At 50.4% G+C, this 21,653-nt stretch carries 20 protein-coding genes and 2 tRNA genes; 9 read left to right on the top strand and 13 right to left on the bottom strand.

Annotated elements, in window-relative coordinates; all coding sequences use genetic code 11:
• Positions 1-231: 231 nt before the first annotated feature.
• From narI to ACFPVS_RS01575, 4 genes are all read right to left on the bottom strand, one after another.
• Positions 232-915, bottom strand: a complete 684-nt coding sequence (gene narI / locus ACFPVS_RS01590) for a respiratory nitrate reductase subunit gamma (protein WP_123803795.1) — start codon at positions 913-915, stop codon at positions 232-234.
• Positions 916-928: 13 nt separating this feature from the next.
• Positions 929-1,588, bottom strand: coding sequence for a nitrate reductase molybdenum cofactor assembly chaperone (narJ, locus tag ACFPVS_RS01585; protein ID WP_378595217.1), 660 nt, complete (start codon positions 1,586-1,588; stop codon positions 929-931).
• Positions 1,588-3,144, bottom strand: coding sequence for a nitrate reductase subunit beta (narH, locus tag ACFPVS_RS01580; protein WP_096294760.1), 1,557 nt, complete (start codon positions 3,142-3,144; stop codon positions 1,588-1,590). The genes narJ and narH overlap by 1 nt, the downstream gene beginning before the upstream one ends.
• Before the next feature lie 131 nt (positions 3,145-3,275).
• Positions 3,276-6,947 (bottom strand): nitrate reductase subunit alpha, encoded by a 3,672-nt coding sequence (locus tag ACFPVS_RS01575; RefSeq protein ID WP_096294761.1) that lies wholly within the window; start codon positions 6,945-6,947, stop codon positions 3,276-3,278.
• 187 nt (positions 6,948-7,134) lie between these two features.
• On the opposite strand from ACFPVS_RS01575, the gene ACFPVS_RS01570 reads away from it, so the two are divergent.
• Positions 7,135-7,320 (top strand): hypothetical protein, encoded by a 186-nt coding sequence (locus tag ACFPVS_RS01570; protein ID WP_157742688.1) that lies wholly within the window; start codon positions 7,135-7,137, stop codon positions 7,318-7,320.
• A 9-nt stretch (positions 7,321-7,329) separates the two neighbouring features.
• Here ACFPVS_RS01570 and ACFPVS_RS01565 read toward each other — a convergent pair whose 3' ends face one another.
• On the bottom strand, positions 7,330-8,121 hold the full coding sequence (locus ACFPVS_RS01565) for a Cof-type HAD-IIB family hydrolase (protein WP_096294762.1): 792 nt from the start codon (positions 8,119-8,121) through the stop codon (positions 7,330-7,332).
• A gap of 124 nt (positions 8,122-8,245) precedes the next feature.
• The gene (locus ACFPVS_RS01560) at positions 8,246-9,637 is read right to left on the bottom strand and encodes a 3'-5' exonuclease family protein (protein WP_096294763.1); all 1,392 of its coding nucleotides are present in this window, start codon (positions 9,635-9,637) and stop codon (positions 8,246-8,248) included.
• A 119-nt stretch (positions 9,638-9,756) separates the two neighbouring features.
• Between ACFPVS_RS01560 and ACFPVS_RS01555 the strand changes: the two genes are divergently transcribed.
• From ACFPVS_RS01555 to ACFPVS_RS01545, 3 genes are all read left to right on the top strand, one after another.
• Positions 9,757-9,833: transfer RNA gene (locus ACFPVS_RS01555), tRNA-Arg, on the top strand.
• Positions 9,834-9,855: 22 nt separating this feature from the next.
• Positions 9,856-9,930: transfer RNA gene (locus ACFPVS_RS01550), tRNA-Glu, on the top strand.
• 431 nt (positions 9,931-10,361) lie between these two features.
• Positions 10,362-10,892, top strand: coding sequence for a hypothetical protein (locus tag ACFPVS_RS01545; protein WP_096294764.1), 531 nt, complete (start codon positions 10,362-10,364; stop codon positions 10,890-10,892).
• A gap of 72 nt (positions 10,893-10,964) precedes the next feature.
• Here the strand turns inward: ACFPVS_RS01545 and ACFPVS_RS01540 are convergent, their stop codons facing one another.
• Positions 10,965-12,185 (bottom strand): aspartate kinase, encoded by a 1,221-nt coding sequence (locus tag ACFPVS_RS01540; protein WP_096294765.1) that lies wholly within the window; start codon positions 12,183-12,185, stop codon positions 10,965-10,967.
• Between the two features lie 7 nt (positions 12,186-12,192).
• Between ACFPVS_RS01540 and ACFPVS_RS01535 the strand changes: the two genes are divergently transcribed.
• Positions 12,193-12,456 carry a hypothetical protein gene (locus tag ACFPVS_RS01535; protein WP_096294766.1) on the top strand — a complete coding sequence of 88 codons (264 nt, stop codon included), beginning with the start codon at positions 12,193-12,195 and terminating at the stop codon, positions 12,454-12,456.
• On the opposite strand, the gene ACFPVS_RS01530 is transcribed toward ACFPVS_RS01535, so the two are convergent.
• From ACFPVS_RS01530 to rph, 3 genes are all read right to left on the bottom strand, one after another.
• The gene (locus tag ACFPVS_RS01530; RefSeq protein WP_096294767.1) at positions 12,445-13,005 is read right to left on the bottom strand and encodes an AAA family ATPase; all 561 of its coding nucleotides are present in this window, start codon (positions 13,003-13,005) and stop codon (positions 12,445-12,447) included. The genes ACFPVS_RS01535 and ACFPVS_RS01530 overlap by 12 nt on opposite strands.
• Positions 12,954-13,640, bottom strand: a complete 687-nt coding sequence (gene pnuC / locus ACFPVS_RS01525; protein WP_096294768.1) for a nicotinamide riboside transporter PnuC — start codon at positions 13,638-13,640, stop codon at positions 12,954-12,956. The genes ACFPVS_RS01530 and pnuC overlap by 52 nt, the downstream gene beginning before the upstream one ends.
• A 63-nt stretch (positions 13,641-13,703) precedes the next feature.
• Positions 13,704-14,429, bottom strand: coding sequence for a ribonuclease PH (gene rph, locus ACFPVS_RS01520; RefSeq protein ID WP_096294769.1), 726 nt, complete (start codon positions 14,427-14,429; stop codon positions 13,704-13,706).
• Between the two features lie 130 nt (positions 14,430-14,559).
• Here rph and ACFPVS_RS01515 point away from each other — a divergent pair, with 130 nt between their 5' ends.
• Positions 14,560-15,432 (top strand): YicC/YloC family endoribonuclease, encoded by an 873-nt coding sequence (locus tag ACFPVS_RS01515; RefSeq protein ID WP_232507498.1) that lies wholly within the window; start codon positions 14,560-14,562, stop codon positions 15,430-15,432.
• A gap of 119 nt (positions 15,433-15,551) precedes the next feature.
• Here ACFPVS_RS01515 and ACFPVS_RS01510 read toward each other — a convergent pair whose 3' ends face one another.
• Positions 15,552-16,613: a sensor histidine kinase gene (locus tag ACFPVS_RS01510; protein WP_096294770.1), complete on the bottom strand. Its 1,062-nt coding sequence runs from the start codon at positions 16,611-16,613 to the stop codon at positions 15,552-15,554.
• Between the two features lie 86 nt (positions 16,614-16,699).
• On the opposite strand from ACFPVS_RS01510, the gene argH reads away from it, so the two are divergent.
• The gene (gene argH / locus ACFPVS_RS01505) at positions 16,700-18,082 is read left to right on the top strand and encodes an argininosuccinate lyase (protein WP_096294771.1); all 1,383 of its coding nucleotides are present in this window, start codon (positions 16,700-16,702) and stop codon (positions 18,080-18,082) included.
• Positions 18,083-18,345: 263 nt separating this feature from the next.
• Here the strand turns inward: argH and ACFPVS_RS01500 are convergent, their stop codons facing one another.
• A complete protein-coding gene (locus ACFPVS_RS01500; protein WP_096294772.1) occupies positions 18,346-19,392 on the bottom strand; it encodes an NAD(P)H-dependent flavin oxidoreductase in 1,047 nt (348 codons plus the stop codon).
• 214 nt (positions 19,393-19,606) lie between these two features.
• Here ACFPVS_RS01500 and ACFPVS_RS01495 point away from each other — a divergent pair, with 214 nt between their 5' ends.
• A complete protein-coding gene (locus ACFPVS_RS01495) occupies positions 19,607-20,131 on the top strand; it encodes a gamma carbonic anhydrase family protein (RefSeq protein ID WP_096294773.1) in 525 nt (174 codons plus the stop codon).
• A gap of 91 nt (positions 20,132-20,222) precedes the next feature.
• Here ACFPVS_RS01495 and ACFPVS_RS01490 read toward each other — a convergent pair whose 3' ends face one another.
• Positions 20,223-20,672, bottom strand: coding sequence for a hypothetical protein (locus ACFPVS_RS01490; protein WP_096294774.1), 450 nt, complete (start codon positions 20,670-20,672; stop codon positions 20,223-20,225).
• 330 nt (positions 20,673-21,002) lie between these two features.
• On the opposite strand from ACFPVS_RS01490, the gene ACFPVS_RS01485 reads away from it, so the two are divergent.
• The gene (locus tag ACFPVS_RS01485) at positions 21,003-21,611 is read left to right on the top strand and encodes a Maf family protein (RefSeq protein ID WP_096294775.1); all 609 of its coding nucleotides are present in this window, start codon (positions 21,003-21,005) and stop codon (positions 21,609-21,611) included.
• Positions 21,612-21,653: the final 42 nt, after the last annotated feature.

Below are 21,653 nucleotides of genomic sequence, written 5' to 3'. Positions count from 1 at the left end.
CTAAAGATCTTGGTAATCCCCAATTTAAACCAAGAACTCTATCCACGTCATTCCCGCGTAGGTGGGAATTCGGAGCTTTGTCTTTATAAACTCTGTATTTCTGAAACTGATGAATCCGGATTTTCGCCTAGGCGGGAATGACGGATTGCAGGTTTCCGGCAATATACGAGTCTTGCAAAGAGGCCTGATCCTTGAACTCATACCACAAAACAGGCCGTCTGAAAGATGGGATTAACGGCGGCGCACCAACTGCCATGCGCGTCCGATATAAGCTACGCTGGCAAAACCGCTCCAAACGTGCACCATACGGGTGAACGGGAAAATGAAGAAGAAGGTCATGCCCATGAAGATATGCAGCTTAAAGAGGAAATTCACGTCTGCCAGATAGGCCGCCGCATCACCGCGGAAGGTGACGATGTGTTGCGCCCAGTGCATGAGTTTCACCATTTCATGACCGTCGAGATGGCCCATGCTGACAAAGATGGTGCATAAGCCCAATACCAAGGTAATCAAGAGCCAAACCAGCACCAATTTATCCTGCCAAGAACTGTTGGCGTTGATGCGGTCGATTTTGAAACGGCGCAAAATCAATAAAATCAGGCCGACCAGCGCCATTACCCCGAACACGCCGCCCATCACCATCGCAAACACCTGTTTTGCGCCGTGGCTCACACCGATGGCATCCCAAAACCATAGAGGGGTCAGCAGGCCGAACAAGTGGCCGAAAAATACTGCCAAAATGCCGACGTGCATCAAAATGCTGCCCAAGCGCAATTGGCCGTGAAACAGCAATTGGCTGGAATCGCTTTTCCACGAATATTGCTCGCGGTCAAAGCGGACCAAGCTGCCCAGGAAAAATACCGCCAGACAGATATACGGGTAAATGCCGAAGAAAAATTGATTGAAGGTATTCATGATTTATCCTCCTTTAAGGGTATGCGCCAAGGCTGCCCTTGGGGTAAAACTGTACGGTTTCGATGGCCGGTTTCAACAAAGGCTCAATGCCGGCCATATCGGGGCCGAACATTTCCATGGCTTCGTCCATGTCGCGCACCGGCGGTTCGATTAAGGCTTTCGGTTCGACCGGCGTCAGCGCCACTGCGGCTTGCAGCAGCGCTGCATAAGGCGAATCGGCGGTTTCGAGTTTGCCGGCAATATGCGCAATCACGTGTACCGCATCGCCGAGGATTTTTTGTGCTTCCGCTTCCGGAATAAACGACAGAAATTCCAACACCGCAGGCAGGTAGTCCGGCAATTCTTCATCGCCCAATTCAAAGCCGTGGCGGCGGTATTCTTCGATTAAATCCACCATCGCGCTGCCGCGGTCGCGGTCTTCACCATACACATGTTCGAAGAGATAGAGCGCCTGATGGCGGTTGCGGTCGAAGTTCAGCACATAATATTCCTGCAATTCGCGCAAAGGCGTGTTGCCCAGATAATCCAAAAAGGCTTGTAATGCTTCGCGTTTCGGATTTAATTCAGGCCATTCGTTCAAGGCCGTCTGAAACTCGGGCAGGAAATCAATCAGTTCTTGCTCGGGGTAACACATCAAGGACGAAAGCCATTTGTAAACCAAAGGGTTGCTCATCAGTGCACTCCTTCTTCCCGGTTTTTCTCGTTGTCTTTGCGCAAACCGTGGAACACAATCGGTGCGGCTTTGCGTTTACCGAACAGGCTTTCGTTGCTTTCGCCTCCCGAGCAGCCGTTGCCGAAGGTAAAGCCGCAGCCTTTTTCGTTGAAGGTTTCTTCCACCATTTCTTTGTGGCTGGTCGGAATCACGAAACGGTCTTCATAGTTGGCAATCGCCATCACTTGATACATTTCTTCCACTTGGGCAGGAGTCAGGCCGGTACCGTCTAAGGTTTGCTCCAGCGTTTCGCCGTGCACGACTTGGCCGCGTTTGAAGCGGCGCATGGCAATCATGCGTTCGAGCGCATCTTTAATCGGCTCGATTTTGCCCGCAGTGAGCAGGTTGGCCAGATAGCGCAGCGGGATACGCATTTCGTCCACGCTCGGAATAATGCCGTTTTCGCCGACCAAGCCGTTTTCGATGGCTGATTGGATCGGTGACAAAGGCGGTACATACCAAACCATCGGCAGGGTGCGGTACTCGGGGTGCAGCGGGAAGGCGATTTTCCATTCCATCGCCATTTTGTACACCGGCGAGCGTTTGGCTGCGTCAAGCCAGCTTTGGCTGATGCCTTGTTCCAGTGCTTGGCGTTGCACTTCGGGATCGTTCGGATTCAGGAATACACCCAGTTGTGATTCATACAAATCCTGAGGGTTTTCTACTGAAGCAGCTTGTTCGATTTTGTCGGCGTCATACAGCAGCACACCCAAATAGCGGATACGGCCGACACAGCTTTCCGAGCAGACGGTCGGTTGGCCGTTTTCGATGCGCGGGTAGCAGAAAGTGCATTTTTCCGCTTTGCCGCTGGTCCAGTTGTAGTAGATTTTTTTGTACGGACAGCCGGACACGCACATGCGCCAGCCGCGGCATTTGTCTTGGTCGATTAATACGATACCGTCGTCTTCGCGCTTGTAGATGCTGCCCGACGGGCAGGAGGCCACGCAGGTCGGGTTCAGGCAGTGTTCGCACAGGCGCGGCAGATACATCATGAAGGTTTGCTCGAATGCGGCGTGCATGTCTTTTTGAATGCCTTCGAACAATACGTCTTTGGCACGTTTTTCAAATTCGCCGCCCAAGTCGTCTTCCCAATTGGGGCCCCATTCGACTTTGTCCATTTTCTTGCCGGTCAGCACGGAAACAGGGCGTGCGGTCGGTGGCGTTTTCATTTTCGGCGCATTTTGCAGATGCTCGTAGTCGTAGGTAAACGGCTCGTAGTAATCGTCGATTTGCGGCATGTTCGGGTTGGCGAAAATATTGGCCAGAATCTTCAGCTTGCCGCCTTGTTTGGGTACCAGTTTGCCGTCGGGTTTGCGCACCCAGCCGCCGTTCCATTTTTCCTGATCTTCCCAGTTTTTCGGAAAGCCGATACCGGGCTTGGTTTCCACGTTGTTGAACCATGCGTATTCGACGCCGTCGCGTGAAGTCCAGACGTTTTTGCAGGTTACGGAGCAGGTGTGGCAGCCGATACATTTGTCGAGATTCAAAACCATGCCGATTTGCGCTCGGATTTTCATAATGGTGTTCCTTGTGTTTTATGTTTCAGACGGCCTTTTCAGAGGCCGTCTGAAAGATTTTTTATGGGTATGTTTGCGTGCAGGAAGTGTGTTCAGACGGCCTTGAAGCTTGGTTTAAGGCCGTCTGAAACTCAGGCCGGATCGTCCATCCAATCTACTTTGTTCATCTTGCGCACAATCACCCATTCATCGCGGTTGGAGCCGACGGTGCCGTAGTAGTTGAATCCGTAAGCTTGTTGGGCGTAGCCGCCGATCATGTGGGTCGGTTTCAACACGGTGCGGGTCACGGAATTGTGGATGCCGCCACGCTTTTTCGATACTTCGCCCGCAGGGGTATGCACGATTTTTTCCTGCGCGTGATACATCAGAATCATGGTTTCCGGAATCCGCTGGCTCACGACCACGCGGCAAGCGATGGTGCCGTTGGCGTTGAACACTTCCACCCAGTCGTTATCCACCAAACCGGCGCGTTTGGCATCGGCTTCAGATACCCAAACATGCGGGCCGCCGCGCGAGAGCGTCAACATGCGGATGTTTTCCGAATAGGTGGAGTGGATGCCCCATTTTTGGTGCGGTGTCAGGAAATTAAGCGTGATTTCCGGATTGCCGTTGGGGTATTTGCCCAACAGTTTCTGCGTGGTTTTGAAATCCACCGGCGGTTTGTACACACATAAATGCTCGCCAAACGCACGCATCCAATGATGGTCTTGGTAGAACTGTTGGCGGCCGGTAATGGTGCGCCACGGAATCAGTTCGTGCACATTGGTGTAACCGGCGTTGTAGCAGACTTCTTCGCTTTCCACGCCCGACCAAATCGGTGAGGACACAATCTTGCGCGGCTGGGCGACGATGTCGCGGAAACGGATTTGCGTATGCTCGCTCGCCGCAATCAAATGCGTGTGGTCGCGTCCGGTGGCTTTGCCCAGAGCCTGCCAAGCTTTCATCGATACATGGCCGTTGGTTTCCGGTGCCAAGGTCAGAATCATTTCGGCGGCATCGATGGCGGTTTCCAATTTCGGCTGGCCTTTGCCCACGCCTTCGCTGCGTGTACCGTTGAGTTTGCGCAGGAATTCCACTTCATGGCCGGTTTGCCATGCCAAACCTTTACCGTTGTTGTTGATTTTTTCCAGCAACGGACCGATAGAGGTGAATTTGTCATATACCGCACCGTAATCGCGCTCGATCACGGTCATGGCCGGCATGGTTTTGCCCGGAATCGGTTCGCATTCGCCGTGTTTCCAATCTTTCGGGTCAAACGGCTGCCCCATTTCCTGCGGGCTGTCGTGCATGAGCGGGGTCAGCACGATGTCTTTGCGCACACCCAGATAATCTTTGGCTATTTCGCTGAATTTTTTCGCCAAACCTTTGTAGATTTCCCAGTCGGATTTGCTTTGCCACAAAGGCTGCACCGCTTCGGTCAGCGGATGGATGAACGGGTGCATGTCGGAGGTATTCAGATCGTCTTTTTCATACCAAGTAGCCGTTGGGAAAATCACATCGGCGTAGAGGCAAGTCGTGTTCATGCGGAAATCGAGCAGGGTCAGCAAATCGAGTTTGCCTTCCGCAGCAGGGCGCACGGTGATTTCAGACGGCGTGATGCAGCCTTCTTCGTCGCTCAATACTGCGTTTTGCGTGCCGAGCAGGTATTTCAGGAAATACTCGTGGCCTTTGCCGGACGAGCCTAAAATATTCGAACGCCACACAAACAGGTTGCGCGGGAAGTTCAGCGGGTTGTCGGGATCGTTACAAGCCATGTCGATGCTGCCGTCTTTCAGGCCGTTGACCACATAATCGGCCGGATTCACGCCCGCAGCTTCGGCGGCATCCACCACATCGAGCGGGTTTTGCGTCAGTTGCGGCGCAGAAGGCAGCCAGCCCATGCGTTCGGCTTTGGCGTTGTAATCAATCATCGACATATTCGGCATGCTGTCGCTGAAGCCCGGTGCCAGAATTTCGTTCACGCCCAATTTCTCATGCCGCCATTGGCTGGTGTGGGCATAGAAGAAAGAGGTACCGTTCATCTGACGGGCCGGACGCTGCCAGTCGAGGGCAAAAGTCAGCGGTGTCCAGCCGGATTGCGGACGCAGTTTTTCCTGACCCACGTAGTGACACCAGCCACCGCCGGATTTACCGATCGAGCCGCACATCATCAGCATGTTGATGATGCCGCGGTAGCTCATGTCCATGTGGTACCAGTGGTTCAGACCCGCGCCGAGAATCACCATCGAGCGGCCTTCGGTATCGTGTGCGTTTTGGGCAAACTCGCGCGCCACTTGAATCACCAGTTTCGGATCGACGCCGGTGTGTTTTTGCTGCCAAGCAGGGGTGTATGGTTTGTCTTCGCTGTAATCTTTGGCGGCATTCGGGTCATCCAAGCCGTGATCGACACCGTAGTTGGCAATCATCAGGTCGAACACGGTCGCCACCAAGGCGCTGCCGCCGTCGGCCAATTGAATGCGTTTGGCCGGCACTTTGCGGTAAATCAGCTCGTCGTTGTCGCTGCCGAAATAGGTAAAACCGACATTGACCACTTCATCGGCACGCTCTTTCAGGCTCAGGGCGGCTTTTACGTCTTGACCTTGCGCACGTGTTTCCAGATTCCATTTTTGACTGCCGTCCCAGCGGAAGCCGACCGAACCGTTGGGTGCCATCAGGCCGTCTGAAAGTTCGTCCCAAGCCAATACTTTCCAATCGGGGTTTTCTTGTTCACCGAAATTATCGTCAAGGGCGGAAGCGCGCAGGAAATATTCCGGCTGGAAGCCTCGGCCGTCTTCTTTCAGGCGCACCAGCATCGGCATGTCGGTCAGGCGGCGGACATAGTCTTGGAAATATTCAGACGGCTTGTCGACATGGAATTCTTTCAAAATCACATGACCCATCGCCATCGCCAAGGCCGCATCAGTGCCTTGCTTCGGCGCCAGCCAGATGTCGCCGAACTTGGCCATTTCGCCGTAATCGGAAGACACGGCCACGGTTTTGGTACCTTTGTAGCGGACTTCGGTGTAGAAGTGGGCATCAGGTGTACGCGTCATCGGCACGTTGGAGCCCCACACCAAAAGATAGTTGGCGTTGTACCAATCGGCCGATTCGGCCACGTCGGTTTGTTCGCCCCAAGTTTGCGGGCTGGCCGGCGGTAAGTCGCAATACCAGTCGTAGAAAGACAGCGGCACACCGCCGATTAAACCCAGATAACGCGCACCGGCGGCATAGCTCACCATCGACATGGCCGGAATCGGTGAGAAACCGATTACGCGGTCGGGACCATAGTTCTTGATGGTGTAGGCATTGGCCGCGGCCACCAATTCGTAGGCTTCGTCCCAAGTCGACCGCACAAAACCGCCCAAGCCGCGTTGGGTTTTATAGGCTTTGGCGCGGGCAGGGTCTTCCACAATCGATGCCCATGCTTCTACCGGCGGCATGGTTTGACGGGCATCGCGCCACATTTGTGCCAAAACACCGCGCAGCATCGGATATTTCACGCGTTGGGCGGAATACACATACCAGCTGTACGAAGCGCCACGCGGGCATCCGCGCGGTTCGTGGTTAGGCAGGTCGGGGCGGGTGCGCGGATAGTCGGTTTGCTGAACTTCCCAAGTAATCAAACCGTTTTTCACGAAAATTTTCCACGAGCATGAACCGGTACAGTTCACGCCGTGGGTGGAGCGCACTTCCTTATCGTGCGCCCAGCGGCTGCGGTAGGCATTTTCCCACTTACGGTCTTCCGTGGTCACGGCGCCGTGGCCGTTGGCAAACGTTTCGTGCTTTTGGGTGAAAAATTTCAATCGGTCTAAGAAATGGCTCATGGTCGTGTCCTCACTGGCGATGATTGCCGGATGTTTTATTGTCGATTAACAATATAAATCGTGAGGTAAAAGACCGCCACGCGCTTAAAGCATGAGAGGAAGGTATAAAACAGTGGTAGCCAAAACCGACTTTCGGCGGTATGGTCAGGAATAAAAAATGGCTTGCTATTCCAAATGAATTGTGAATATGAAAGTTATGTTTAAAAGAAAAAGCGTGCTAAACAGCGAAAAATCAACAAAAAGCCGTCTGAAAGCTGTGATTGGACAAAATGTTGTTCAATCACAAATAAAAATGCCACTACCTACTTTAGTAGGTAGTGGCGGAGAGAAAAGGGCGGGTAGCAAAGGAGCCGGATCTTGGGTTCGGCATTAATCTATATGGTTAAATGACACCCAAATCCTGCAAGCCGCGCAACACGCCGTCTTCATCCACGCTCGGACAGACATAATCGGCCAATGCCTTCACGCTTTCTTCGCCGTTGCCCATCGCCACGCCAAAACCGACGGCCTGCATCATTTCCACATCGTTGAAGCTGTCGCCGAAGGCCATGACGTCTTTCATGTCTATGCCGAGCTTACCAATCGCATGGCCAATGCCGCGCGCCTTGGAGCCTTCCTGACGCAGAATATCCACCGCGTTTTCGTGCCAGCGAACGGTTTTGAAACCCATTTGTGCAACGGCGGCATCGATTGGCGAGTCATGTTCCTGTGTGTAAAAAGCCAATAATTGATACACCGGTTGCCGGCGGTAATAATGGGCATCAACTTGATAAGACGAGACAATTCTTGATAAAGCTTCTCTGGCCCATCCGGTTTCTTCAGAAACGGAGATTTCGGCATTGTTTACAAACGCATAAGCGATGTTTTGCTGAGCCAAAAAGTCGCACACCGCGGCTGCTTCAGCGGCTGCTATCGGATAATGTTGCAAGGTTTTTCCTTGAAACTCAATATATTGGCCATTGATGGTCACCAGCATATCGATGCCGGCTTCTTGAATCAAGGCTTTGACCTTGGCAGGAATAGCAACGGGCGGGCGGCCGGTGGCAATGGCGGTCAGGATACCGCGCTGTTTCAAGGCGGCCAAGGCTTCGCCGACCGATGGGCGTAGGGTATCGGTGTATTTGCGGTAAATGGTGTCGTCGATATCGAAAAAAACGATTTTGGGATTTTGCATGGGAAAAGGCCGTGGGGAAATGGTTTCAGACGGCCTATTGTATAACACTCCTTGCATTTGACGATATTATGGACGGGAAAAGATTGATGGGTTTTTCAAACCATCGTCCAAGGCCGTCTGAAACTCAATTTAGAATCTTGATGACGGTTTTGCCTTGTTTGAATTTGGCTTTGATAATAGCGGGCAGTGTGTCATCGAAATACCAGCGGCCGTCGGGCAGGGCGACGGCATTGGCAGTGCAGCGGAAAGTCAGCGTTTGGCCGGATAATTTGTCTGTTTCGCGAATATCGATTTCGTGCGCTCTGCCCCAATCGGCCACCGGCAGCAAGGGCGCGAGCGAGAGGATCCGGCGGTTTTGCTGCGATACACCGTTGGCATTTTGGCATGAGCCGTCGCATTGGCCGATGGCCTGAATCGGGCAAGGTTCGTTTTTGGCATGGGTTTCCGGCAGGATATTCAGCGAATCGGGACAAAGGCCGTGTTCCTGCGCCCATGCGGCCAAAGCGCGTTTGGCGCCTTTTCTGTGCAGGAAAAAACCATAAGGGCGATGAGGGTGAATGCCGTTGCTCATCGGCACTAATCGAGCCTGCAATACGCCGTGTTCGTCCGGTGAAAATTGCACCGTGGTAAACGTGCGAAAAGTTTCCGACGGGCTGAGATTAAATTGCACCATGGCTTGCGCTTTCAACCACAAAGCATGCACAGGCCCGATGGCCGGCATAAAATGAATCGAAACCGCGCTTTGTACAAAACTCGGAATTTTTTTGCCGTTTAACATGGCCGCCACTTCAAAATAAGCGCGCGTATGCGATTGCAGCGCTTGTGCTTGACCGTATTTATCCAGCCATACCAACACGCCTTCGCTGTCGGGTAGGGCGTAGATCTGTTCGGCCAATGTATCCGGCAGCCAAGTCGGAAGCATTTTCGGATTCAGTAATGCACGACTGTGATTGAGCCATTCTTCTTCGCCTTTTTCCTCCAAGCTTCTTTCCAAAAAATCCACCAAAGCCAAAACATCGGTCATGGCACGGTGGCGGTTTTCCACCGAAATCCCCATACGTTCGATGATGCTGTCGAGATTGTGTTTGTGAAATTGCGGATACAGGCGGCGCGACAATTGCACCGTGCACAAAGCCGGTGCCGCAAAATCGATGCCTATGCGTTGAAATTCATGCCGTAAAAAAGAATAGTCAAAGCGGCTGTTGTGTGCCAGCAGCAGCGTACCACGCAAAAGCGGCAGCAAATCGGCCGCAATTTGACCGAAAAACGGCGCATCTTTGACCAACTCATTATCAATGCCGGTTAAGCGGGTAATAAAGCTTGAAATCGGCTGCTGCGGATTGACCAGCCACTCATAACGCTTGACTTGGCCGTTATCAAAACTTAATACCGCCACTTCCGTCACACGGTCTTGGTAGAGATTGCCGCCGGTCGTTTCCAAATCCACCACCGCCACCGGCAACCCTATGCGGGAAAAAGCAGCAGCCAACCGCGGCCAACGCGAAGCGTGCGCCATTCTTCTTTTCCTGTAAATTCAACAAACAAACGCGCATTCTACACTTTTTGAGATTTTTTTCCAGTTGAATGCTTGACAGATTTTGAGCGTATCCCTATAATTTAAATCTTTCTTGCAGCGCACCCGTAGCTCAGTTGGATAGAGTATCTGGCTACGAACCAGAGGGTCGGGCGTTCGAATCGCTCCGGGTGCGCCAGCTAAGAAAAATCCTTTATTCCGCGCCCATCGTCTAGCGGTTAGGACATCGCCCTTTCACGGCGGTAACCGGGGTTCGATTCCCCGTGGGCGTGCCAGATTTTGATTAAAGCCTTACTGATTTCAGCAAGGCTTTAATTTTTTGTATTTCTTTCAGGCTGTAGCGATGCATTTTAGTCAATCCGGTTTTTAGACTGCATGAAAAAACATCTTTAAATACAGGCATACATACATGATTTTTAATGTCATACTGTTTTACCAAATCGTCTGAATTCAGCTTTTTTTAGGCAGCTTAGGGTCAAATGATTTATGTAAAATATACCTTTACTAAAATTAATTAAGTTTTTCGTATGTAAATTCTTGGTTTAGAGGCTTGTTTTCGTGGTTTTATTTTTCTTATGGTAGCTGGCCCAATTGGTTTTGTGGGGACAAGGTTTGGATATTTTCATTCAAATCCAAATACAAATACGGCTTTTTCTGCTAAGGTGACAGGCACATTAATCAGAATCATATTAATAGGAGTAAACACATGAATGCAAATTTGAAATGGATCGCTTCGGCTCTTGCGGCTACTGTGGCTTTGTCGGCATGTAGTAGCACCGGCACCAAACCGACCCCTGCCAAGCAGCCGGCTCAAACCCAAGCCCAACCGGCGCAACAGCAAGCACAAGCTGCGAGTGGCCCGCAAACGGTTAAAGTGGATTCTATTGATTCAACTAAAGAAGTTGCCTATAAATGCGGCGCTAAAGGTGAAGAGAAACTGACCGTGATGTATGGTGTGAAAAACAATCAGTTGGTAGCGGCACAAGTTCGCTTTAAAAACGAGCTGACACCGAATCTGTTCCGCGTAATCGGTGCCAACGACCAGAATATCTTTTGGGGCGAAAACGTAGCTTGGTTTGCCGAAAAAGCAACACCAGCCAACGTGGATAAAGTTGACGGCGGTATGCTGACAATCCGTGGCACGACTCAAGTCAACGGCAAAGCCGAAGTGGTCGATCAAATCGTGACCCGCGGTTGCTTATTGGATAAAACAGCAACGGCACGTTTGAAAAAATAATAGTTTGATTCAATGCTAAAAGGCCGTCTGAAAGATGAATCTTTCAGACGGCCTTTTATTTAATCAGAAAAATTATTTTTCCAATTCAAAGGCTTTGTGTAGAATGCGGGTAGCCAGTTCCATGTATTTTTCGTCAATCAATACTGATACTTTGATTTCCGAAGTCGAAATCATTTGGATATTGATACCTTCTTCAGCCAAAGTGCGGAAGATTTTTGCTGCCACGCCGACGTGGGAACGCATACCCATGCCTACTACGGAAACTTTGCATACGGTGTCGTCGCCATCGATATCCGCTGCGCCGATGCTGTCCTTCAAGTTGTTCAGCAGGCTCAGTATGGCTTTATAATCGCCGCGCGGAACGGTAAATGAGAAGTCGGTGGTGCCCTCCGAGCCGACATTTTGGATAATCATGTCGACTTCGATGTTGGCATCGGCTACCGCGCCCAAGATTTGGTAGGCTACGCCCGGTTTGTCAGGTACGCCGCGCACGTTGATGCGGGCTTGGTTTTTGTCGGTGGCGATACCGGTTACGGCAGCTCTTTCCATGTTGTCGTCCTCTTCAAAGGTAATTAAGGTGCCGTTACCGCCATCTTGCAGGCTGCTCAATACGCGCAGGCGTACTTTGTATTTTCCGGCGAATTCTACGGAGCGGATTTGCAAAACTTTCGAACCCAAGCTGGCCAGTTCCAACATTTCTTCAAAAGTAATGGTATCCAAGCGGCGTGCTTCAGGCACCACTCGAGGGTCGGTGGTGTACACGCCGTCTACATCGGTATAGATTTGGCATTCGTCTGCTTTCAAAGCAGCAGCCAAGGCAACGGCAGAAGTATCCGAACCGCCGCGGCCCAGGGTGGAAATATTGCCTTCGTTGCTGATGCCTTGGAAACCGGCCACAATCACCACGCGGCCGGCATCTAAGTCGGCACGCATTTTTTCGTCATCAATGCTTTCGATGCGGGCTTTGGTGTGGGCGGTGTCGGTTTTCAAAGCAACTTGCCAGCCGGTGTAGCTCTTGGCATCCACGCCGATGTTTTTCAAGGCCATGGCCAGCAAACCTATGGTGACTTGTTCGCCGGTGGACAATACGACGTCTAACTCGCGCGGGTCGGGCGTGTCTTGCATTTCGTGTGCCAAGGCGGCCAAGCGGTTGGTTTCGCCGCTCATGGCCGATACCACGACAACAACGTCATGGCCATCGGCGCGGGCTTTGGCAACACGGTTGGCTACGTTTTTAATGCGTTCGGCGGAACCGACTGAGGTGCCGCCGTATTTTTGTACGATTAACGCCATTTTTTTCGTGCTTTCTTTGGAAGTTGGGGCAGCGGTTTGTTGCTGCGTTGGTGAGAAAAGTTCGGTTATTATTACTATTTTTTACATAAAATTCAAGATTGCAACCAGATTAATTCAGCTTCATGGCCTAACCCTTTGTGAAATGGGGCAGTTTCATAACATTGTTGACAATGTTAGTATTTGTTTTTGTGTGAATGATAGCGGCTGGAAAGTCATCAAAGGCCGTCTGAAAAATGATGTTCAGACGGCCTTTGATGACTTATTTGATTAAAGCATTTTCAATCAGATCGACGGCTTGTTGCAAACGCTGCTCATGCGAACCACTCAAGAGGGTAAACGCGATATGGTTGCGCTTAAGGAAGTCTTGGAATAAAGCCAATATTTTTTCGCGTTCTTGCGGCTTATCGCGTAAATCGTCGGCTACCCACGGCACATCAATATCGGTCAGTAAAACAGTGTCGTAATGTGAAGACAGTGCGGCAGCTTCCAAATCGGGCGGACATTCACCAAAATAGAGATAGGCATATACCACCAATTCCCACAGGCAAGTATCACAAATCAGTACATCACGCGTGATTTGTGCCAGCCGGTTTTCAGATTCTATTTGACCTTGCGCAATCGGCAGTAAATCTTCTTGGCGGCAGATTTGCCGTGATTCATCCCACAAAATTTGGCAGTAGCCGCGCATGTATTCCGGTACCCAATGGGTTTGGAAATGCGCTGCCAATGCTTGCGATAACGTGGTTTTGCCTGTTGATTCCGGCCCGATTACGGCAACGCGGTGGAGGCTTGTGTTTGTTTGGCTGAGATTTTTTTCCATGAGACATATCCGCTGATGGCGATGAGGGTAAACACGATATATTGAAAGGCGCTGAAGGTCAGCCCTTTATGGAAATAAAGCGGCACCGATACGGCATCGGCAATGATCCATAAAATCCAGTGGGCGATTTTGCCTTCCGCCATCAGCCACATGGCCACCAGAAACAGCGCGGTCGTGAAAATATCGGTGTAATCCGGCCATGTGAAATGCGCAAATCCTGCGCTGACACCCTGCCAGGAAAAACTATTGTTGATGTAGGGCTTGAACCAGTAAACCAAGCCGACAAACAGCACACTGAAGAGGCTCAAAGCCATGCAGACCAACCAGTCTTTGTGTACAAAAGGGGAGATGCGGAAGGTTTTATCTGCCTGCTGCCGCTTCGACCAGTTTATCCAGCCATACACACTTAAAACCGTGTAATAAGCATTAATCAGCATATCGCCGTAGAGAGCATAAACCCACAGCAGCCACACAAACCCCGCGGTACTGACAATGCCGACCGGAAAACCCCACACGCTGCCATTGCGGATTAGCCACACGCTGACCATACCGAAGATTACGGCGACCAGTTCCAATGCAACCAGTTCGGCAGCGACACCTTGGTATTGCGCAAAAAGTGAATGAAAAATATCCATTGATTGTAAAAAATATATAAAAGAGGCCGTCTGAAACAGTTTCAGACGGCTTTGTTATCTGAATTAAGCCTGTAAAGCAGCTAGCTGGTGTTGTACCAATTCGGCAATGCCTTTTTGGCCTAAGGCAATCAATTTGCCCAATTCATCAAGCGTAAACGGCGCACCTTCTGCTGTTCCTTGGATTTCGATGATTTTACCTGAAGCAGTCATCACGATGTTCACATCGCTGTCGCAACCGGAGTCTTCGGGATAATCCAAATCCAACAGCGGTACCCCTGCCACCACGCCCACAGATACGGCAGCTACCGCTTCGAGAATTGGTGTTTCGCAAATCAGGCCGTCTGAAAGTAATTTGTTCACTGCCATTTGCAGCGCGACATATGCGCCGGTAATCGAAGCGGTACGCGTGCCGCCATCGGCTTGAATGACGTCACAATCGATTAGGATTTGGCGCTCGCCCAGTTTTTTCATGTCCACCACCGCACGAAGCGAGCGGCCGATTAAACGCTGAATTTCCTGTGTGCGGCCCGATTGTTTGCCCGAAGCCGCTTCACGGCGCATACGCGAAGCAGTGGAAGCGGGCAGCATGCCGTATTCCGCCGTTACCCAGCCTTGTTCTTTGCCACGCAGAAACGGCGGTACGTTCTCATCAATTGAGGCGGTACAGATCACTTTGGTGTTGCCGCATTCAATAAGCACCGAGCCGTCGGCGTGCGGCAGAAAATTCGGTGTGATGCGGATGTTGCGCAGGCTGTCGGCGGCGCGGTTGGTGCGGATAGGGTGGGTCATAGAAACATTCCTTAATTAAAACTATAGGGCGATTATAGCAGCTTCTTTCAGACGGCCTATCATCTGCCGGGTCGCTATGGTATATTGAAACCACTTTCACTCGTAATTCATATAGAAACGGAGTAAAACCATGGCCATTCGCAGTATGACCGGCTTTGCCAACGCCGCCGGTGAATGTGGCAGCAAACGCATTAATTTGGAAATCCGTGCGGTGAACCACCGCTATTTAGACGTGCAATTCCGCATGCCTGATGATTTGCGCCATTTGGAAGGCGCGTTGCGCGAGCAGATTGCGGCCGAAGCCGTGCGCGGTAAATTGGAGTGCCGCATTCAAATCCAAGACATCGCCCAAGGTACGCAAGGCTTGGAAGTGAATCAGGAATTAGTGGCGCAACTGGCCGACTTAAATGAGAAATGGCGTGATGAGTTTGACGGCTTAGGCAAACTGACCGTGGCGGATATTTTGAAGTTTCCGGGTGTATTGGCCAGCCAAAGCGAAGATTCAGAGGCTTTTGCGCAAACCGTGCAGGATTTGTTGAAACAGGCTTTAAAAGAGTTTGCCGCCGCCCGCAAACGAGAAGGTAAAAAACTGGCCGACCACCTGCTCGACCGTTTGGAAAAAATGGAAGGCATTGTCGATGCTTTGAGCGAATTGTTCCCAAACCTGCTGGAAGCGCATATGGAAAAAGTGCGTACACGCTTGGCCGATGCTGTGGCAAACATCGACAATGACCGTTTGCAGCAAGAGTTTGCCCTGTTTATTCAAAAATCCGATGTCGATGAAGAATTCAGCCGCCTGCGCACCCACATCGGCGAAGTGCGCCGTATTGTGACCGAAAGCAAAGGCAGCGTCGGCAAGCGTTTGGATTTTTTGATGCAAGAGCTCAATCGCGAAGCCAATACCTTGGGCAGCAAAGCCATCGCCGCCGAAAGTACACAGGCTTCCGTAGAATTAAAGGTGTTAATCGAGCAAATGCGCGAGCAGGTACAGAATATTGAATAGGATTTTCAGACGGCCTTATGGGTAGCAAAAGGGTTTTAAGCTGTTCTGGACATCGGTTTCACATTTAACCAAAAAGCCGTCTGAAACTATTCAGACGGCTTTTTGGTTAAGATTGATTGTTAACCGCCGAATAAACGGTTTACATCAGATGTTTTCTTGCGGTAAGGCAGACGGATATCGACTCGGAATATGCCGTCCAGCTCACGGCTTTGTATTTTGGCATCGTTGTCGTACATCAAGGCCAAGCGCTCTTTCAGGTTACGTAGCGCCATTGAGTTGCCTTTATGCGGTTTCAGGTTTTCACCACTATCGGGCGGGGCGTATGGATTTTCAATACGGATATAAATCGATGATTTGTTCAATTTGGTTAATACTGTAATCATACCCGGACGGTGGGTGGATTCGACACCGTGAAAAACGGCGTTTTCCAATAGAGGTTGCAGCAAAAGATGTGGCGTTTCCGCGTCGTCAGGTGCTTGATGTTGCCACATCACTTGCACGCGCACATGCCCCATGCGGATTTGTTCAATGGCGATATATTCCTGCGCCCATTCGATTTCCTGACCGAGCGTACTGCTTTGGCTGCCGTCACGTAATTGGGCGCGGAACAAATTGGCCAGATTTTCCAGTAACACCTCAGCATCATACGGACGCAAGCGGATTAAGCTGATGGCGGCATTAAGGCTGTTGAACAGAAAATGCGGGCGAATGCGGGCAGTAAGTGCACTCAAGCGGGCTTCGGAAACCGATGGTGCCAAGCTGTTGAGACGCGAAGCTTCGGTGAACATAAAGCCGAGTACGAAAATATTAAATAAGCAAAAATGCTGAAGAAAAGAATCCAGATAGTTGAAATTATTCAGCAGCACCAGCTCAACAAACAGAAAAATCAACAAGTTGATAATATAAGAAATGAAGAAAGCATATTTTGTATGTTGCAGCGAGGGCAGAAAACTACTCACAAAAAAAGCTTTCAGCAAAATCAAAAAAAGCACCGGCGCCACCCAAAGCAGATGGTGATAGATTTCTTCGGTATAGCCCAACGAAGATTCGCTGATTAATGGAAACAACAGCAGCGATAAAATCACAATAATCAGCAGGCGGGCCATAGTGGCTGAATTGCGCAAATTGGGTACGGCGAAAGTATGGGATATTTTCTGGGACAATTGACGTATAATGGACATATGTGAACCTTAGCCGTTTTCGTTTTTTATAATGTTAACCTGATTTTTGCGGTTAACTTTTTGTTTTATATCTGAGGAACAGTGTAATGGGTAATGATAAAACCTGGTCGGGCCGTTTTAACGAGCCGGTGTCCGAATTAGTGAAAAAATACACCGGTTCGATCGGCTTCGATAAGCGTCTGGCCAAGTGGGATATTCAAGGCTCTCTGGCACACGCGCAAATGCTGCAGCAAAGCGGGGTATTGAGTGCCGATGATTTATCTGCCATCCGGCAAGGTATGACCGAGATTATAACAGAAATTGAAGCCGGCAAAGTGGAATGGTCGCTGGATTTGGAAGATGTACACATGAACATCGAGCGCCGCCTGACCGATAAAATCGGTGATGCCGGCAAGCGTCTTCATACCGGCCGCAGCCGCAACGACCAAGTGGCTACCGACATCCGCTTATGGTTGCGCGACCAAATCACCGACATTCAAACGCTGATTCAAGATCTTCAGACGGCCTTGGTGGAATTGGCCGAAGCCAATGCCGAAGTGGTGATGCCCGGTTTTACCCATTTGCAGGTTGCCCAGCCGGTGAGCTTCGGCCACCACATGTTGGCTTATGTCGAAATGCTCGGCCGCGATTTCGAGCGCATGGCCGACTGCCGCAAGCGTGTCAACCGCATGCCTTTGGGCGCGGCGGCGCTGGCCGGCACCACTTATCCGATTCAGCGCGAAATTACCGCCGAACTGCTGGGTTTTGAACAAATCTGCCAAAACTCACTCGATGCCGTGTCCGACCGCGATTTCGCCATCGAATTTACTGCCGCTGCGTCTTTGGTGATGATTCATTTGAGCCGCTTGAGTGAAGAACTGATTTTATGGATGAGTCCGCGTTTCGGTTTTATCGATATTGCTGACCGTTTCTGCACTGGTTCAAGCATCATGCCGCAGAAGAAAAACCCCGACGTGCCGGAGCTGGTACGCGGCAAATCCGGACGCGTAATCGGCCATCTCACCGGCCTGATTATGCTGATGAAATCGCAGCCTTTGGCGTATAACAAAGACAATCAGGAAGACAAAGAACCGCTGTTTGATACGGTTGACACCTTGATTGACACCTTGCGTATTTACGCCGACATGATGCGCGGCGTGACCGTGAAACCGGAAAACATGCGCGCCGCCGTGATGCAGGGTTTCGCCACCGCCACCGATTTGGCCGACTATCTGGTGAAAAAAGGCATGCCGTTCCGCGATTCGCATGAAGTGGTGGCAAAAGCCGTGCGCCATGCCGACGAAAAAGGCGTGGATTTGAGCGGTTTGCCGTTAGACGTATTGCAAGGCTTTTCCGATTTGGTGGCTGAGGATGTTTATGAAGTGCTCACGCCGGAAGGCAGCTTGAATGCCCGCAACCACTTAGGCGGCACCGCGCCGGAGCAAGTGCGCTTCCAAGCCGCACGTTGGAAAAAATTGTTGGCTGAATAAGTTGTTCTGATTGCAAAGGTCTCAGGCCGCCTGAAAGGATATTGCTTTCAGACGGCCTATTTCATATTTGTTTGCTAGGGTCTGTTGACAATTAACGCAACGGCGGTGTTTTTGGTCAAAAATCCCTGTCTGCGGCGTTAAAAATGCCCGCAAGGTGTCCAACTTTGCTGCGCTTTTTGCCTTGCATACACGGGTTTTGCCTCAAAAAACCGCTTCGCCGGTCAATTGTCAACAGACCCTAAAACAGAATAAATTCTTTCAAGCTATGCCATAAACCCGCTTGCGGTTTCCATAATAATGTCCGCTGCGCTGCCGCTGCGGGCAAGCGGTGCATTTTGTCCAGCCCACAAGGGCGAAAATTCATCGCTGCCTTGTTTTTCAGCGGCGCTGCGTAATGGTGCGGATACGTTTTGGGCAAGTGGGAACGGAGGGACATCAGGGTGAATGCAGCCGTTTTCACGCATAAAGCGGTTGACGATGCCGCGCGCCAAGCCGCCGGAGAATAGATTGGTTAAAGCAGTGGTTTGCGCGCACGGGTTTTGCAAAGCAGTGCGGTGCAGGGGGCTGGTGTCGGCTTCATCGGCCAGCAATAAAGCCGTGCCGATTTGAATGCCGTCTGCGCCCAATGTTTGCGCGGCGTGTGCGGTGGCAGCATTGCTGATGCCGCCTGCCGCAATCACCGGTACATTTAGCGCCGCACGGATTTGCGGCAACAGTGCAAAAGTACCGACTTGCTCATGCACTTGGCTGCGGAACATCGATCGGTGCCCGCCTGCTTCCAAGCCTTGCGCAATCACCGCATCAACCCCTTTTTCTGCCAACCAGCGTGCTTCGTCAACCGTTGTGGCGGAAGCCAGGATTTTTGTGCCGCTTTGTTTCACCTGCTGAAGCAAACCTGCTTCCGGTAAGCCGAAATGGAAGCTGACTACTGCAGGTTTGAGTTCGGCAATAATTTCCGCTTGTGCCGCACCGAAAGGCTGTCTTCCGTTACCTTGCGCAATATTGTCGGCATCGATACCGAGTTCGCGATAATAAGGTGCCAGCTTGGCAAGCCATTGTTGCATTTTGTCGGTATCGGTTTCAGGTTGGCGGTGTGCAAAAAAATTGACATTAAACGGCGCATCGACGGCAGCGCGGATTGCCAAGATTTCGGCATGCAATTGCTCGGGCGAGAGCATGGCGGCAGGCAGCGAACCGAGCGCACCGGCACGGCAGGCAGCAATAGTCAGGCGACTGTTTTGCACGCCGGCCATCGGTGCCTGAATGACGGGCAAGCGGCAGCCGAGCAATTGGGTCAGGCGGTTGGGCATGGGCTTTCCTTGTAGAATAGCGGGCTTTATGAAATAAAAGAACAGTTTACCCAGAATGAGGCCGTCTGAACATAGATGAGGTGATTTTCAGGCGGCTTTGTCGGAGCTTGACAAAAATCATGCAATCCAAGGCCGTCTGAAAAAATTACCGCTTTTTCAGACGGCCTTGATTATGTTATAAATCCCTTTCTACTAACTAAAAAAAGAATACGCCATGCCGATTCGACCTTATACCTACCATACCCCCGATATTCACGGAACTTGTTTTATCGACGATACCGCCGTGGTAATCGGCCAAATCAGTCTTGCCGAGCAGGTCAGCGTATGGCCGCTGGTGGTGATGCGTGGGGATGTAAATCATATACGGATTGGCGCACGTACCAATATTCAAGACGGCAGTGTGTTGCACGTTACCGGCGCGCGTTTGCAGAAGCCGGAAGGTTCGCCTTTAATTGTCGGTGAAGACGTAACCATCGGCCATAAAGTGATTCTGCACGGCTGCACCATCGGCAACCGCGTGTTGGTGGGCACGGGTGCGATTGTTTTGGACGATACGGTGATTGACGATGACGTGATGGTCGGCGCAGGCAGTGTGGTGCCGCCGGGCAAACGCCTACAAAGCGGTTTTCTGTATCTTGGCTCACCTGTCAAGCAGGTGCGCCCTTTAACCGATGAAGAAAAAGCGTTTTTAGTGCAATCGGCTGTAAATTATATTAATCTCGCACAGGAATACAAGTAAATATCTAAAGTTGTCTAAAAATAATGTTGATTTAATAAAAAATCAAGCTATCGGTTCTTTTTCTTAATATATTTCATAAAGAAAAACTCGGTCAGCAAGAGTATAAAAATGACGACAACGAAATCAGGGATAAAATGACTATTTCCAAGATGGTAGGAGCTATAAGGTAAAAACTTAAAATAAAATTAACTGTGTATACGGCAAAACCGCATAAAACATAGATAATGGCTAATGCTTTCCAATGTTTTTTCATAAACTTTATTAATAATGAGAAATTCTTTTTATAATTTTCCCAAAAATTTTTCATGGGCATCATCATAATCCTTTTGAAGCATTGATGAGAATCCGTACCCGGCCAAATATGTTTGGCAGGTGCGGAATTATTAAACGATGGCTTAATAGCCGAATGAGCGTTCGGCTGCAGGTGGCCTAACTTCTGTCCCAAATACCTGCCGACAGCCATATCCACCTTGGCACCTACTACCATGCCGCCGGGGCCTCCGATTGCACCTAAGGCAGCACCTGTGAAACCTCCTGCCAAAGCGCCGGCACCAATGCCTGTATAACCGCATACATCTGATACGATGGTTTTTTAAAAGTCAAAACCACCTGAAATTTGATGCAATTGATTCATAGATAATGTTTTCATAGTTAACTCCTAGTAAAGATAAAGAAAAAAGTAGGCTTCAGTCTGCCTACTGTTTTAGTGGACAATTTTTTTCTGTATCAGTTTTTTTGTAATTTAAATCATAAAAAAGTTAATTTTATTAAATGTTATTTGATTATTTATTAATTGCTATGCCATTAACTATAATTCGATTTTTGGTATTTGTAATATTTTAGGCTGAATACAAATAAAAAAGGAAATATTTTGAACCACATTTATCTCGCTTCCGGCAGCCCGCGCCGCCGCGAAATTTTAGAAAATTTAGGCTATACGGTGCAGCGTTTGTATGCCGAAATAGACGAAACACCGTATCCGCAAGAAAAAGCGGCTGATTATGTTCAAAGATTGGCTCGTGAGAAAAATGCCGGTGCAGTAGCGCAATGGCGCGTCACGCATAACGAACCACCCGAATTCCCGATTCTCACCGCCGACACCACCGTCGCCTATCAAAACCAAATTTTGGGTAAACCCGAAAACGAAGAGCATGCGGCGGAAATGTTGGCGCAATTATCCGCTAACACACATCAGGTCTATACTGCCGTAAGCGTGTATTGGCAGGGTAAAACGCGCACGCTGCTGCAACAGAGCGATGTGGCCTTTAAAGCCATGAGTGCGGCGGAAATCGCGGCGTATATTGCCAGCGGCGAACCGATGGATAAGGCCGGTGCGTATGGTATTCAAGGTTTGGGCGGCGTGTTTGTCACGCATTTGCACGGCAGTTTTACCGGCGTAATGGGGCTGCCTGTATTTGAAACAATCGAACTTTTGGCGCAATTCGGTTTGGCTGTGCCGCCGTTTCCGAAAAAAACATAGGCCGTCTGAATGTGCCGCAAAAAAATTCCGTTTTCAGAGGGC

The sequence above is a fragment of the Neisseria weixii genome (assembly GCF_042658245.1).
Classification (GTDB): domain Bacteria; phylum Pseudomonadota; class Gammaproteobacteria; order Burkholderiales; family Neisseriaceae; genus Neisseria; species Neisseria weixii.
The sequence above is the reverse complement of the archived record's forward strand: the minus strand, read 5'-3'. Positions and strand labels throughout refer to the sequence as shown.